Annotated in this window: 10 protein-coding genes; 7 read left to right on the forward strand and 3 right to left on the reverse strand. The window is 65.6% G+C overall.

What is annotated here, in order from left to right; translation table 11 throughout:
- Both rloB and rloA read right to left on the reverse strand, forming a co-directional pair.
- Positions 1-1527 (reverse strand): osmotic stress tolerance membrane protein RloB, encoded by a 1527-nt coding sequence (gene rloB, locus I0D00_RS00070; RefSeq protein ID WP_213637731.1) that lies wholly within the window; start codon positions 1525-1527, stop codon positions 1-3.
- 5 nt (positions 1528-1532) lie between these two features.
- Entirely contained in the window at positions 1533-2069 is a 537-nt protein-coding gene (gene rloA / locus I0D00_RS00075) for a retropepsin-like aspartic peptidase RloA (RefSeq protein ID WP_213637732.1), read from the reverse strand.
- Positions 2070-2376: 307 nt separating this feature from the next.
- Here rloA and I0D00_RS00080 point away from each other — a divergent pair, with 307 nt between their 5' ends.
- The 6 genes from I0D00_RS00080 to prpD all read left to right on the forward strand — a co-directional run bounded on the left by I0D00_RS00080 (position 2377) and on the right by prpD (position 10651).
- A complete protein-coding gene (locus I0D00_RS00080; protein ID WP_213637733.1) occupies positions 2377-3114 on the forward strand; it encodes a GntR family transcriptional regulator in 738 nt (245 codons plus the stop codon).
- On the forward strand, positions 3111-3995 hold the full coding sequence (prpB, locus tag I0D00_RS00085) for a methylisocitrate lyase (RefSeq protein WP_213637734.1): 885 nt from the start codon (positions 3111-3113) through the stop codon (positions 3993-3995). The genes I0D00_RS00080 and prpB overlap by 4 nt, the downstream gene beginning before the upstream one ends.
- A gap of 40 nt (positions 3996-4035) precedes the next feature.
- Positions 4036-5193, forward strand: coding sequence for a bifunctional 2-methylcitrate synthase/citrate synthase (gene prpC, locus I0D00_RS00090; protein WP_213637735.1), 1158 nt, complete (start codon positions 4036-4038; stop codon positions 5191-5193).
- Position 5194: 1 nt separating this feature from the next.
- Entirely contained in the window at positions 5195-7807 is a 2613-nt protein-coding gene (acnD, locus tag I0D00_RS00095; protein ID WP_213637736.1) for a Fe/S-dependent 2-methylisocitrate dehydratase AcnD, read from the forward strand.
- A gap of 50 nt (positions 7808-7857) precedes the next feature.
- The gene (gene prpF, locus I0D00_RS00100) at positions 7858-9045 is read left to right on the forward strand and encodes a 2-methylaconitate cis-trans isomerase PrpF (RefSeq protein ID WP_213637737.1); all 1188 of its coding nucleotides are present in this window, start codon (positions 7858-7860) and stop codon (positions 9043-9045) included.
- A 121-nt stretch (positions 9046-9166) separates the two neighbouring features.
- Positions 9167-10651, forward strand: a complete 1485-nt coding sequence (gene prpD / locus I0D00_RS00105) for a 2-methylcitrate dehydratase (RefSeq protein ID WP_213637738.1) — start codon at positions 9167-9169, stop codon at positions 10649-10651.
- A gap of 56 nt (positions 10652-10707) precedes the next feature.
- Here the strand turns inward: prpD and ppsR are convergent, their stop codons facing one another.
- Positions 10708-11526: a posphoenolpyruvate synthetase regulatory kinase/phosphorylase PpsR gene (gene ppsR / locus I0D00_RS00110; protein WP_213637739.1), complete on the reverse strand. Its 819-nt coding sequence runs from the start codon at positions 11524-11526 to the stop codon at positions 10708-10710.
- 178 nt (positions 11527-11704) lie between these two features.
- Between ppsR and ppsA the strand changes: the two genes are divergently transcribed.
- The gene (gene ppsA / locus I0D00_RS00115) at positions 11705-14077 is read left to right on the forward strand and encodes a phosphoenolpyruvate synthase (RefSeq protein ID WP_213637740.1); all 2373 of its coding nucleotides are present in this window, start codon (positions 11705-11707) and stop codon (positions 14075-14077) included.
- The last annotated feature ends 79 nt before the right edge of the window (positions 14078-14156 follow it).

The raw sequence follows: 14156 nt of genomic DNA on the forward strand, positions 1-14156 counted from the left end.
TCAATCCTTCAGGAAGGCTTTGAAGCGGAACAGTTCGGTCAGGCGGTAGCCGCGGTAGCGACCCATCGCCAGCATGAAGCCCACCAGGATCATCAGCACCGCCGGGAAGGTGAACACGAAGTAGACCAGTTCCGGAATGCTCATCAGCAGGTGCGACAGGGTCGCGGCCACCAGGGTGCCGATGGCGACCTTGAAGGCGTGGCCGCCGCCGCGCTCTTCCCAGGTGATCGACAGGCGTTCGATGGTCATGGTCAGGATCACCATGGGGAACAGCGCCACCGACAGGCCGCGCTCCAGGCCGAGCTTGTGGCTGAACAGGCTGATCACCGCGATCAGCACCACCACGAAGGTCAGTACCACCGACAGGCGCGGCAGCATCTGCAGCTTGAGGTGCTCGAGGTAGGAGCGCAGCGACAGGCCCAGGGCGGTGATGACGGTGAACAGCACGATGCCGAAGCCCAGCTGGGTCTCGCGGAAGGCCAGGGCGATCAGCACCGGGGTGAAGGTGCCGAGGGTCTGCAGGCCGCCGAGGTTGCGCAGGATCAGGATCAGCAGCACGCCGATCGGGATCACCACCATGATCTGGAAGGTCTGCTGGGTCGACAGCGGCAGGCCGTACAGCGAGTAGCCGAGGAAGTCGGCGTCGGTGCTCTCGTCGGTCAGCTTGGCCAGGCGGATGGCGTTCATCTCGCTCTTGTTCAGGCTGAAGCTGACCTGGGCCTTCTTGCCGCCTTCCAGATTGATCAGGTCGGCATTGCCGATCCACCAGATCAGGCGATCGGCCGGCAGGCCCTGCTCACCGCTCTCCGGGTTGAAATACAGCCACTTCTCGCCGTTGAAGCTGCGCAGCCAGAGCTCCGGGTTCTGCTGACTGTCGGCACTCAGGCGAATGGTGTGCACACGCTCCATCGGCACATGGGCGATCGACAGCAGCAGGTCGATGGCATTGGCCTTGTTGGCGGTGGAGGCGTCGCCGCCGAGCAGCAGCTTGACGTTGTCGTCGGTGACGTCGTTGACCCGCTTGATGGTCTCGCTGATGAAGGTCTCGACATCCGCCGAATGCTGGCGGATAGGCGCCAGCAGGGCGTCGGCGGCAATCTTCTCCGGCCCTTCGACCGGCAGACTGTCGCGGAAGATCGGCCCCTTGGCCTTGGTCTGCTCGCCGCTGTAGCGCTTGGTCAGCACCAGGCGGTAGTAGAGGGTCTGCTTGCCGCTGGCCCGCCGCGCCGACCAGGTGACACGGCGGTTGCCCTCGGCGCGGTTGATGCTGACGCCGTAGTTGTTGGAGATGAAGCTCTCGTTGAGGCTGACGTAGTCCTGGTTGAGCGGCGGCACGAACATCTGCAGCTTGACCGGCTCGCGGGGGTTGGCCTGGAACTCGACCTTGGCATCGATGTTCCACAGATCGTCCGTCTCGTCCTCGGTCACCGGGATGCCGAGGATGAAGATCTGGTAGGCCGTAATCAGAATGCCCAGGCTCACCAGGAGCGTGATCAGGACTTTCAGATGCAGAGTAAGAGAGCGCATGGGAATTACTCGCCAGGGTGTGCGTCAGGGGTGCAGCCGGGTTTCCCCGCTGCGTACTTTAGGCTTGGGTCGACCAGCGCGCTGAAGCGTTTGAGGGCTTCGGAGCCGATCAACAGCGGGTATTGGAAGGCACTGCGGTCGGTCAGGTTCACTTCGATCGTGCGCAGGGCTTGGCCCATGCACACGGTCAACTCGATAACGGGGCGTGCGGTGTAGGTCTTTTCTTCTTCGGGATCATAGTCGCCGGCGCGGCGCTTGATCTTGCTGATGCGCGCCAGCGGCCGTTCGATCGGGTGCTCGTGGGCCTCGTCGATGGCCAGGTAGAACTGTACCCAGGTTTCATCGTCACGCTTGAAGCGCCTGATGTCGCGTGCGCTCAGGGATGCGGTCTTGGCGCCGGTGTCCAGTTTCGCAGGAACCTCCAGGTCGAGATCGTAGAGCTTGGCGTACTCGTTGAGGCCATAGACGGTCTTGTTCGCGGCGAGTCCCATGCCTGGCAGGAGAAACAGGCAGAGCAGCAGGGCAGAGGGCTCGAGTCTCATAAGTCCTATTGAATGTTGCGCAACGTTTTGATCAGAAAGACCGGCGGGCGTGATGCAAAAGCCACGTGCGTCTGGCGTGGAGTCTAGCAGGCGTGGCGGACGCGCCCGCCCAGGCTAAAACCGGCGGCATTCTAGCATGGCGATTTTCTGCTGTAACAGACGCTTACGAGTAATCGCCCGGGTGATTTACCGAGCCCAGGCGTCGGGGTGGCCTGCCGGGAGATTGTCGACAGTATCCATTGCTTGGTTGACATTAAGGTCTGATAAGCCTATTTTTTCGGCATCAAGCAATCATGGTGTCGACAATATGCTGGACGCAGCCGAAGCCCCCCGCGATGCGCAAGAGGACAGCGAGACTCTTTCCGAGCATGTCTTCCGGCGTATCCAGGCGGCCATAGTCCGTGGCGAGATCGCGCCGGGCAGCAAGATCTCCGAGCCGGAGCTGGCGCGCACCTACGGCATCAGTCGCGGACCGCTGCGCGAGGCGATCCATCGCCTGGAGGGACAGAAGCTGCTGGTGCGCGTCCCCCATGTCGGCGCGCGGGTGGTGTCGCTGTCCCATGACGAGCTGATCGAGCTGTACGAGATCCGCGAGTCGCTGGAGGGCATGGCCTGCCGCCTGGCCGCCGAGCGCATGAGCCAGGAGGAGATCGAGGAGCTGCGCCGGGTGCTCGACCTGCATGAGCAGGACGAGGCCTTCAAGGCCGGCGTCGGCTACTACCAGCAGGAGGGCGACTTCGACTTCCACTACCGGATCATCCAGGGCAGCGGCAACAAGACCCTGAGCCAGATGCTCTGCGGCGAGCTGTACCAGCTGGTGCGCATGTACCGCCTGCAGTTCTCCGCCACGCCCAGTCGGCCGCGCCAGGCCTTCGCCGAGCACCACCGCATTCTCGATGCCATCGCCGACCGGGACGGCGAGCTGGCCGAGTTGTTGATGCGCCGTCACATCGGCGCCTCCAAGCGCAACATCGAGCGTCACTACAGCTCCCAGAAGGGGCAGGGCGCGCAATCCAAGACAGCCAAACCCAGAGGTGAGTCATGAGTCAGCTTTCCCCAGGCCAGCGTTTTCGCCAGGCTCTTGCCGAAGAACAACCGCTGCAGGTGATCGGCGCCATCAACGCCAACCATGCGCTGCTGGCCCAGCGTGCCGGCTTCAAGGCCATCTACCTGTCCGGCGGCGGTGTCGCGGCCGGCTCGCTGGGTCTGCCGGACCTGGGCATCAACACCCTGGATGACGTGTTGACCGACGTGCGCCGCATCACCGATGTCTGCGACCTGCCGCTGCTGGTGGACATCGACACCGGCTTCGGCCCCAGCGCCTTCAATATCGAACGCACCGTCAAGAACCTGATCAAGGCCGGCGCCGCCGCGGCCCATATCGAGGACCAGGTCGGCGCCAAGCGCTGCGGCCACCGCCCGGGCAAGGAAATCGTCTCCTGCGAGGAGATGGTCGACCGCGTGCGTGCCGCCGCCGACGCCAAGACCGACGCGGATTTCTTCCTGATCGCCCGCACCGACGCCATCCAGGCCGAGGGGGTGGACGCCGCCATCGAGCGCTGCCAGCGCTACGTCGAGGCCGGTGCCGACGGCATCTTCGCCGAGGCCGCCTATGACCTGCCGACCTACAAGCGCTTCGTCGATGCGCTGAACGTGCCGGTGCTGGCCAATATCACCGAATTCGGCGCGACCCCGCTGTTTACCCGCGACGAGCTGGCCTCGGTCGGCGTGGCCATCCAGCTCTACCCGCTGTCGGCCTTCCGCGCCGCCAACAAGGCCGCGGAAAGCGTCTACACCGCCATTCGCCAGCAAGGCCATCAGAAGAACGTGATCGAACTGATGCAGACCCGCGCCGAACTGTATGAGCGCATCGGCTACCACGCCTTCGAGCAGAAGCTCGACGCGCTGTTCGCCGCCAAGAAGTGACAGCGCCAGGCCAGATCAACCAGGATTCGAGGAGATAAGCATGAGTGCCACCGAAACCACCCCGGGCTTCAAGCCGAAGAAATCCGTCGCCCTCTCCGGCACCGCCGCCGGCAATACCGCGCTGTGCACCGTCGGGCGCAGCGGCAACGACCTGCACTACCGCGGCTATGACATTCTCGACGTGGCGACCACCTGCGAGTTCGAGGAGATCGCCCACCTGCTGGTGCACGGCAAGCTGCCCAACGTCGCCGAACTGGCCGCCTACAAGGTCAAGCTCAAGGCCTTGCGCGGCCTGCCAGCGGCCCTCAAGAGCGCCCTGGAACAACTGCCGGCGTCCGCCCACCCGATGGACGTGATGCGCACCGGCGTCTCCGTGCTCGGCTGCCTGTCGCCGGAGAAGGACGACCACAACCATCCCGGCGCCCGCGACATCGCCGACAAGCTGATGGCCTCCCTGGGCTCCATGCTGCTGTACTGGTACCACTTCAGCCACAACGGCAAGCGCATCGAGGTGGAGTCCGACGAGGACTCCATCGGCGGTCACTTCCTCCATCTGCTGCATGGCGAGAAGCCGCGCGACAGCTGGGTGCGCGCCATGCACACCTCGCTGATCCTGTACGCCGAGCACGAGTTCAACGCCTCCACCTTCGCCTCGCGGGTGGTCGCCGGTACCGGTTCGGACATGTACTCGGCCATCGCCGCGGGCATCGGCGCGCTGCGCGGGCCCAAGCACGGCGGCGCCAACGAGGTGGCCTTCGAGATCCAGAAACGCTACGACGACCCGGACGAGGCCGAGGCCGATATCCGCGCCCGCGTCGAGAAGAAGGAAGTGGTGATCGGCTTCGGCCACCCGGTGTACACCGTGAGTGATCCGCGCAACAAGGTGATCAAGGAAGTGGCCCGCGAGCTGTCGCAAGAACAGGGCAACAGCAAGATGTTCGACATCGCCGAGCGTCTGGAAAGCGTTATGTGGGACATCAAGAAGATGTTCCCCAACCTCGATTGGTTCAGCGCGGTCAGCTACCACATGATGGGCGTGCCCACCGCCATGTTCACTCCGCTGTTCGTCATAGCCCGCACCTCGGGCTGGTCGAGCCACGTGATCGAGCAGCGCATCGACGGCAAGATCATCCGCCCCAGCGCCAACTATGTGGGCCCGGAAGATCTGCAGTTCGTGCCGCTCAAGGACCGCAAGTGACATGAATACTCAATACCGCAAGAACCTGTCCGGCAGCGTGCTGGACTATTTCGACACCCGCGAGGCGGTCGATGCCATTGCGCCCGGTGCCTACGCCAGGCTGCCGTACACCTCGCGGGTGCTCGCCGAGCAGCTGGTGCGGCGCTGCGATCCGGCCGCGCTGAGCGATTCGCTCAAGCAGCTGATCGAGCGCAGGCGTGACCTGGACTTCCCCTGGTACCCGGCCCGCGTGGTCTGCCATGACATCCTCGGCCAGACCGCGTTGGTCGACCTGGCCGGTCTGCGCGACGCCATTGCCGAGCAGGGCGGCGATCCGGCCAAGGTCAACCCGGTGGTGCCGACCCAGCTGATCGTCGACCACTCGCTGGCGGTGGAGCACGCGGGCTTCGATCCGGAGGCCTTCGAGAAGAACCGGGCGATCGAAGACCGGCGCAACGAGGACCGCTTCCACTTCATCGAGTGGACCAAGACCGCGTTCAAGAACGTCGATGTGATCCCGGCCGGCAACGGCATCATGCACCAGATCAACCTGGAGAAGATGAGCCCGGTAATCCAGGTGCGTGATGGCGTGGCCTTTCCCGATACCTGTGTGGGCACCGACAGCCACACCCCGCACGTCGATGCCCTGGGCGTGATCGCCGTCGGCGTCGGTGGCCTGGAGGCGGAAACCGTGATGCTCGGCCGCGCTTCGATGATGCGCCTGCCCGATATCGTCGGCGTCGAACTGACCGGCAAGCGCCAGCCGGGCATCACCGCCACCGACATCGTCCTGGCCCTGACCGAATTCCTGCGTCAGGAGCGGGTGGTGGGTGCCTGGGTCGAGTTCTTCGGCGAGGGCGCCGACAGCCTGACCATCGGCGACCGTGCCACCATCTCCAACATGTGCCCGGAATACGGCGCCACGGCGGCGATGTTCTACATCGACCAGCAGACCATCGACTACCTCAGGCTAACCGGCCGCGAGCCGGAGCAGGTGGCGCTGGTGGAGCACTACGCCAGGACCACCGGGCTGTGGGCCGATGCGCTGGTCAGCGCCGAGTACGAGCGGGTGCTGCGCTTCGATCTGTCCAGCGTGGTGCGCAACCTGGCCGGGCCGAGCAACCCGCACAAGCGCCTGCCGACCTCGGCGCTGCATGAGCGCGGCATTGCCGACGAGGCCAAGCTGCAAGCCGGCAAGGCCGAGGAAGCCCAGGGCCTGATGCCCGATGGCGCGGTGATCATCGCCGCCATCACCAGCTGCACCAACACCTCGAACCCGCGCAACGTGGTGGCCGCCGGCCTGCTGGCGAAGAAGGCCAATGCCCTGGGTCTGCTGCGCAAGCCCTGGGTCAAGAGTTCCTTCGCCCCCGGCTCCAAGGTCGCCAAGTTGTACCTGGAAGAGGCCGGCCTGCTGAGCGAGCTGGAACAGCTCGGCTTCGGCATCGTGGCTTACGCCTGCACCACCTGTAACGGCATGTCCGGTGCCCTGGACCCGAAGATCCAGCAGGAAATCATCGAGCGTGACCTGTATGCCACCGCCGTCCTGAGCGGCAACCGCAACTTCGACGGGCGTATCCATCCCTACGCCAAGCAGGCTTTCCTGGCCTCGCCGCCGCTGGTGGTGGCCTACGCCATCGCCGGCACCGTGCGCTTCGACATCGAGCAGGACGTGCTGGGCCACGACCAGAGTGGCAACCCGATCACCCTTAAGGATCTGTGGCCGAGCGACGAGGAGATCGATGCCATAGTCGCCTCCAGCGTCAAGCCGGAGCAGTTCCGCCAGGTCTACATCCCGATGTTCGACCTGGGGGCCGTGCAGGAGGCCGAGAGCCCGCTGTACGACTGGCGGCCGATGTCCACCTATATCCGCCGCCCACCCTACTGGGAGGGCGCGCTGGCCGGTGAGCGCACGCTCAAGGGCATGCGTCCGCTGGCGGTGCTGCCGGACAACATCACCACCGACCACCTGTCGCCGTCCAACGCCATTCTGCTGGACTCGGCGGCGGGCGAGTACCTGGCCAAGATGGGCCTGCCGGAGGAGGACTTCAACTCCTACGCGACTCATAGGGGCGACCATTTGACCGCCCAGCGCGCCACCTTCGCCAACCCCAAGCTGTTCAACGAGATGGTGCGCGGCGAAGACGGCAGCGTGAAGCAGGGTTCGCTGGCCCGCGTCGAGCCGGAAGGCCAGGTGATGCGCATGTGGGAGGCGATCGAGACCTACATGCAGCGCAAGCAGAACCTGATCATCGTCGCCGGTGCCGATTACGGCCAGGGCAGCTCGCGGGACTGGGCGGCCAAGGGCGTGCGTCTGGCCGGGGTCGAGGTGATTGCCGCCGAAGGCTTCGAGCGCATCCACCGCACCAACCTGATCGGCATGGGCGTGCTGCCGCTGGAGTTCAAGCCGGGCACCACCCGCTTGACCCTGGGCATCGACGGCACCGAGACCTACGACGTGATCGGCGAGCGCCAGCCGCGCGCCACGCTGACCCTGGTGATCAGCCGGCGCAACGGCGAGCGCGTCGAGGTGCCGATGACCTGTCGCCTGGACAGCGATGAGGAGGTACTGATCTACGAGGCCGGCGGCGTGCTGCAGCGCTTCGCCCAGGACTTCCTCGAGTCGTCCAAGGGCTGATCCATCATCCGGGGCGGCAACGCCCCGGTCTTCTTTCAGGAGAACGCACCATGGCTCACGCAGCCCAGATCAAGATTCCCGCCACCTATATGCGTGGCGGCACCAGCAAGGGCGTGTTCTTCCGCCTGCAGGACCTGCCCGAGCGCTGCCAGGTGCCGGGCGCGGCGCGCGACCGGCTGTTCATGCGGGTGATCGGCGGCCCCGACCCCTATGCCGCGCACATCGACGGCATGGGCGGGGCCACCTCCAGCACCAGCAAGTGCGTGATCCTGGCGAAAAGCACTCAGCCGGATCACGACGTCGACTACCTCTACGGCCAGGTCGCCATCGACAAGGCCTTCGTCGACTGGAGCGGCAACTGCGGCAACCTGTCGACCGCCGCCGGTGCCTTCGCCCTGCATGCCGGGCTGGTCGATCCGGCGCGCATTCCGCAGAACGGCACCTGCGTGGTGCGCATCTGGCAGGCCAATATCCGGAAAACCATCATCGCCCACGTGCCGGTCAGCAATGGCCAGGTGCAGGAGACCGGCGATTTCGAGCTCGACGGCGTGACCTTCCCGGCTGCCGAGATCGTGCTGGAGTTCCTCGACCCGTCCGATGAGGGCGAGGCGGGCGGCTCGATGTTTCCCACCGGCAATCTGGTCGACGACCTCGAGGTGCCGGGCCTCGGCACGCTCGAGGCGACCATGATCAGCGCCGGCATTCCGACCGTGTTCGTCAACGCCGCGGCCATCGGCTGCAGCGGCGCCGAGTTGCGCGAAGACATCAACGGCGACGCCGAGGCGCTGGCGCGGTTCGAGGCGATCCGGGTCGCCGGCGCCTTGCGCATGGGCCTGATCAAGACCGCGGAAGAGGCGGCCACCCGCCAGCACACGCCGAAGATCGCCTTCGTCGCACCGCCCAGGGACTACATCACCGCCAGCGGCAAGCAGGTGCGGGCCGGCGACATCGACCTGCTGGTACGTGCGCTGTCCATGGGCAAGCTGCACCACGCGATGATGGGTACCTGCGCGGTGGCCATCGGCACCGCCGCGGCGATCCCGGGCACCCTGGTCAACCTGGCGGCCGGCGGTGGCGAGCGCGAGGCCGTGCGCTTCGGTCACCCGTCCGGCACCTTGCGCGTGGGCGCCGAGGCGGCGCAGGTCGCGGGCAAGTGGTCGGTGACCAAGGCGGTCATGAGCCGCAGCGCCAGGGTGCTGATGGAAGGCTGGGTGCGGGTGCCCGCAGACGCCTTCTAGGGCGGGGCGGCGGCGCTTCAAGGCGCCGGACGGGGCGCTACGCTGATAGGTGAGGGGCCCCGTGGCGGCCCCTGCACGGGGGTATGGTTCTTCAGCACCTCGCCCGAGGAGGAGGCGCCCGATGTCCACATCCATCGAGACGAATGCCCGTCCCGACTACGACCAGGTTCTGCAGGATATCGCCGACTATGTCCTGAACTACCGGATCGAGTCCGCCGAGGCGCGCAGCACCGCGCGCCACTGCCTGATGGACAGCCTTGGCTGCGCCCTGCTGGCGCTGGCCTTTCCCGCCTGCACCAAGCTCCTGGGGCCCCTGGTGGAGGGCACCCAGGTGCCGCACGGCGCCCGCGTGCCGGGCACCCGCCTGGTCCTCGACCCGGTCAAGGCGGCCTGGGACATCGGCTGTGCCGTGCGCTGGCTGGACTATAACGACACCTGGCTGGCGGCCGAGTGGGGGCATCCCTCCGACAACCTGGGCGGCATCCTCGCGGTGACCGATCACCTGTCGCGCAAGCGGGTCAGTCAGGGGGAAGCGCCGCTGACCATGGGCGCGGTCCTGGACGCCATGATCATGGCCCACGAGATCCAGGGGGTGATTGCCCTGGAGAATGCCTTCAACCGCGTCGGCCTCGACCACGTCATCCTGGTGAAGGTGGCAAGCACGGCGGTCTGCGCCAGGTTGATGGGGGCCACTCGCGAGCAGCTGCTGTCGGCCCTGTCCCATGCCTTCGTCGATGGCCAGGCCCTGCGCACCTATCGCCATGCGCCGAATGCCGGCAGCCGCAAGTCCTGGGCGGCGGGCGATGCGACCAGCCGCGGCGTGCGCCTGGCCGACATCGCCCTGCGTGGCGAGACGGGCATTCCCGCTGTGCTGACCGCGCCGCAGTGGGGGTTCTACGACGTGTCGTTCAGTCACTGCAATCAGGACCTGGCGACCAAGCCTGCGCAGCGGCGCCGGTTCAGCTTCTCCCGCGGCTTCGGCAGCTACGTGATGGAGAACGTGCTGTTCAAGGTCAGTTTCCCGGCCGAGTTCCACGCCCAGACCGCCTGCGAGGCGGCGGTGCAGTTGCACCCGCAGGTCCGGGAGCGCCTGGGCGAGATCGCCAGGATCGTCATCCACACCCAGGAGCCGGCGCTGCGCATCATCGCCAAGACCGGGCCGCTGGCCAATCCGGCCGATCGCGATCACTGCCTGCAGTACGTGACGGCGGTGCCCTTGATCTTCGGCACCCTCACGGCCGAACACTACGAGGACGACTTCCACGCCGCCCACCCGCTTATCGACGAGCTGCGCGCCAAGATGGCGGTGGTCGAGGAGCCGCGCTACAGCCGCGAATACCTGGAGGCCGACAAGCGCTCGATCGCCAACGCCGTCCAGGTGTTCTTCACTGACGGTACGAGCAGCGCCAGGGTGGCGGTGGAATACCCGGTTGGCCATCGGCGGCGGCGTCAGGAGGGCATCCCGCTGCTCGAGGCGAAGTTCAGGGCCAGCCTGGCGAGCCGCTTTCCCGGCCCGCGCTGCGCCGAGATCTTCGCCCTGTGCCAGGATCAGGCGCGGCTGGAGGCCACGCCGGTGCACCGGTTCATGGACCTGTGGGTGATCTGATCCGCCTCCACAAAAAAGCCGGAGCGCGGGCTCCGGCTTTCTTGTGGGGGCGGGGCCTACTTGAGCCGTCGCTCCACGCCTTTCTCCACGAGGATCTTCGCCGAGATCTCCTCCACCGAGAAATGCGTGGAGTTGATGAAGGCGATGTTCTCGCGGCGGAACAGGTTCTCCACCTCGCGCACCTCGAACTCGCACTGGGCGAAGCTGGCATAGCGGCTGTTGGGCTTGCGCTCGTTGCGGATGGCGGTGAGGCGGTCCGGGTCGATGGTCAGGCCGAACAGCTTGTCCTTGTGCTTCTTCAGCGCGGCGGGCAGTTGCAGTCGCTCCATGTCGTCTTCGGTCAGCGGGTAGTTGGCCGCGCGGATGCCGTACTGCATGGCCATGTACAGACAGGTGGGGGTCTTGCCGCAGCGCGAGACGCCGACCAGGATCAGGTCGGCCTTGTCGTAGTAATGGGTGCGCGCGCCGTCGTCGTTGTCCAGGGCGAAGTTGACCGCCTCGATGCGCTCCATGTAGTTGGAGTTGTGGCCGATGGAGTGGGACTTGCCCACCGAGTAGGAGGAGTGCGAGCTCAGCTCCTGCTCCAGCGGGGCGAGGAAGGTCGAGAAGATGTCGATCATGAAGCCCTGGGACTGGGCCAGCACGTCGCGGATGTCCTGGTTGACGATGGTGTCGAAGATGATCGGTCGCACCCCGTCTTTCTCGGCAGCGCTATTGATTTGTTGTACCATGGCGCGCGCTTTTTCCACGCTGTCGATGTACGGCCGCGTGAGCTTGATGAAGCTGGTGGTTTCGAACTGCGCCAACAGGCTCTGACCCAGGGTTTCGGCGGTGATGCCGGTACCATCGGAGATGAAAAAAGCGGTTCGTTTCATTTGCGCCGTGGGCCTTAAGCTGAGGACGATTCTTGGCTATCATAGGCCCGCTTTGGCTGGCCCGAACTGGTCGGCATTGTTACTTATTTTCCAGGGCCAGGCCACAATCGTGCGGATCCGCTCCGCCGAACTTTCCCAGCCCCTTGAGCTTTTCCAACACCTAAGTGGAGAGATCACCTTGGTAGAGTACGTAGTTTCCCTCGATAAGCTCGGCGTCCACGATGTTGAGCATGTAGGGGGCAAGAACGCCTCCCTGGGCGAGATGATCAGCAACCTTGCCGGTGCCGGTGTATCGGTTCCCGGTGGTTTCGCCACTACCGCCCAGGCCTACCGGGACTTTCTCGAGCAGAGCGGGCTGAACGCACAGATCCATGCGGCCCTCGATGCCCTGGACGTCGACGACGTCAACGCCCTGGTCAAGACCGGCGCGCAGATCCGCCAGTGGGTGATGGATGCACCGTTCCCGGCGCGCCTGGACGCGGAGATCCGCGAGGCCTTCGCCGCCATGGCGAACGGCAACGACAACATGGCCGTGGCCGTGCGTTCCTCGGCCACCGCCGAAGACCTGCCGGACGCCTCCTTCGCCGGCCAGCAGGAAACCTTCCTCAATATCCGCGGCGTGGACAACGTGATCCGCGCGGCCAAGGAAGTGTTCGCCTCGCTGTTCAACGACCGCGCCATCGCCTACCGCGTGCACCAGGGCTTCGACCACAAGCTGGTCGCCCTGTCCGCCGGCGTGCAGCGCATGGTCCGTTCGGAAACCGGCACCGCCGGGGTGATGTTCACCCTCGACACCGAGTCGGGCTTCCGCGACGTGGTGTTCATCACCGGCGCCTACGGCCTGGGCGAGACCGTGGTGCAGGGGGCGGTGAACCCCGACGAGTTCTATGTGCACAAGCAGACCCTGGAAGCCGGTCGTCCGGCCATCCTGCGCCGCAACCTGGGCAGCAAGGCGATCAAGATGATCTACGGCGACGAAGCCAAGGCCGGCAAGTCGGTCAAGGTGGTCGACGTCGACCGCGCCGACCGCGCCCGCTTCTGCCTGAGCGATGCCGAGGTCAGCGAGCTGGCCAAGCAGGCGCTGATCATCGAGAAGCACTACGGCCGGCCGATGGACATCGAGTGGGCCAAGGACGGCGATGACGGCAAGCTGTACATCGTCCAGGCCCGCCCCGAGACTGTGAAGAGCCGCGCCAGCGCCACCGTGATGGAGCGCTACCTGCTCAAGGAAACCGGCACCGTATTGGTCGAGGGCCGCGCCATCGGCCAGAAGATCGGCGCCGGCAAGGTGCGGGTGATCAACGACATCGCCGAGATGGACAAGGTCCAGCCCGGCGACGTGCTGGTGTCCGACATGACCGACCCGGACTGGGAACCGATCATGAAGCGCGCCAGCGCCATCGTCACCAACCGCGGCGGCCGCACCTGCCACGCGGCGATCATCGCCCGCGAGCTGGGCATCCCGGCCGTGGTCGGTTGCGGCAACGCCACCTCCGTACTCAAGGACGGCCAGGGCGTGACCGTCTCCTGCGCCGAGGGCGACACCGGCTTCATCTTCGAGGGCGAGCTGGGCTTCGACATCCGCAAGAATTCGGTCGACGCCATGCCCGAGCTGCCGTTCAAGATCATGATGAACGTCGGCAACCCGGACCGTGCCTTCGACTTCGCCCAGCTGCCCAACGAGGGCGTGGGGCTGGCGCGTCTGGAATTCATCATCAACCGCATGATCGGCGTACACCCCAAGGCCCTGCTGAACTTCGCCGGCCTGCCGCCGGAGATCAAGGACAGCGTGGAGAAGCGCATCGCCGGTTATGACGACCCGGTGGGTTTCTACGTCGAGAAGCTGGTCGAGGGCATCAGCACCCTGGCCGCGGCCTTCTGGCCGAAGAAGGTCATCGTGCGCCTGTCGGACTTCAAGTCCAACGAGTACGCCAACCTGATCGGCGGCAAGCTCTACGAGCCGGAAGAAGAGAACCCGATGCTCGGCTTCCGCGGTGCCTCGCGCTACATCAGCGAGTCGTTCCGCGACTGCTTCGAGCTGGAGTGCCGCGCCCTGAAGAAGGTGCGCAACGAGATGGGGCTGACCAACGTCGAGATCATGGTGCCCTTCGTGCGCACCCTCGGCGAGGCCAGCCAGGTGGTCGAGCTGCTGGCCGAGAATGGCCTGGCCCGCGGTCAGGATGGCCTGAAGGTCATCATGATGTGCGAGCTGCCGTCCAACGCCATTCTCGCCGAGGAGTTCCTCGAGTTCTTCGACGGCTTCTCCATCGGCTCCAACGACCTGACCCAGCTGACCCTGGGCCTGGACCGCGACTCGGGCATCGTCGCCCACCTGTTCGACGAGCGTAATCCGGCGGTGAAGAAGCTGCTCGGCAACGCCATTGCCGCCTGCAACAAGGCCGGCAAGTACATCGGCATCTGCGGCCAGGGCCCCTCGGACCACCCGGACCTGGCCCGCTGGCTGATGCAGCAGGGCATCGAGAGCGTCTCGCTGAACCCCGACTCGGTGCTGGATACCTGGTTCTTCCTGGCCGAAGGCCAGCAAGCCTGATCTGCCGCTAACCACCTTGAACGAGGGCGGGTTATCCCGCCCTTTTTTGTGGCTCGCCATCCCCGGCAGTCACCCTTAG

The organism is Pseudomonas lalucatii (assembly GCF_018398425.1).
In the GTDB taxonomy this organism is placed as follows: Bacteria; Pseudomonadota; Gammaproteobacteria; order Pseudomonadales; family Pseudomonadaceae; genus Aquipseudomonas; species Aquipseudomonas lalucatii.